The following is a 1,039-nucleotide window of genomic DNA, read 5'->3' as shown; positions in this document are numbered from 1 at the left end:
CCGCTGCTCCTCGTCGTTCAGCTTCTCCTGCTGCCATTCTACCTCTGGCATTTTCATCCTGATCCACTGGGCCCTGTGCTCAGCCGTGGAAGCGATGGATGAAGATCTAAGGATCATCTGCGCCAAAGCGGCCTTGCCCGCCGCCTAATGACCGTCCCGGGCGTTGGGTCTGTCGTCGCGGTGTCCTTTATCGCTACCCTCGACAATGCGGAGCGTTTCCGGAGATCGAGGGGAATTCCCTAATAGCAGCTGGAAGAAAGCGGGACAGGTTTTTCAAGTTCGGTATGACCTGGTAAAACCAGGGGTGAACAGCGGTGCTCCGGCGTACAATTGTATTTACATTGTGGACGGTCAGGAGCACGTTCTGGTCCCGTCTAATGCCAGACCAAGCGGCTTTGTTGAGGAACGTCAGATCAACCTTTGGCCCGGTATCCTCAAAAAGCACCACCTGGAATACGGCGACGGTTCAATGCTGGTCTTCAACCCGGAGGATCAAACCATCTCTACCTGGATGGTGGGCCCTGACGGCAAGGCTGAACTCAGCACAACCGGCGAAAACAGAACAGCGGCGGAAAGCTAACCGCGGTACCGCGCGGCCGCTGTTTTCTGCAGCTGACGTTGAAAATAGGCGCAAAATCAGTGCCGCAACCTCCCCGCCGGAAACGAGTGCTCGACGCGTGCGCGTGTCCGGGCATGCGTTGAGTTTCCCAAACATCATGAACATTCTGAATTTCGCCTGCAATGGGCGAGATCCCGCGGTGTCGGACCCGCGGGTTATTTCTGTGCATCTGAAACGAAGAAAGGAACAAGGGATTTGACCCTGCGCAAAGCTGGGAACCGGCGCTGGCCAAAGGCGTGGAGACCGCTGTCTGCCGGTAATACTGCATCAGCCAGCCACACGCATAGGGGCGGAATTCAGGTCAGGCAGGCAGACTTTTTTAGCGTAAGCGGGCTTTTGGTAAAACGACGAAACACTCCAAAGAACAGAAAGGAAGGCGGCATGACCACCATCTGCCAATGGTTCTACCTGGCTGGATAC

The 1,039-nt window shown here is 56.0% G+C and carries 1 protein-coding gene and 1 pseudogene; both read left to right on the top strand.

Features of this window, described 5'->3' with window-relative positions; all coding sequences use genetic code 11:
- Window positions 1-132: 132 nt before the first annotated feature.
- Window positions 133-231: pseudogene (locus tag A2I95_RS41915) on the top strand (transposase); the annotation flags it as partial.
- 112 nt (window positions 232-343) lie between these two features.
- Window positions 344-580, top strand: a complete 237-nt coding sequence (locus A2I95_RS41910) for a hypothetical protein (RefSeq protein ID WP_291738154.1) — start codon at window positions 344-346, stop codon at window positions 578-580.
- Window positions 581-1,039 lie beyond the last annotated feature (459 nt).

The sequence above is a fragment of the Leisingera sp. F5 genome (genome assembly GCF_001593695.1).
The sequence above is the reverse complement of the archived record's forward strand: the minus strand, read 5'-3'. Positions and strand labels throughout refer to the sequence as shown.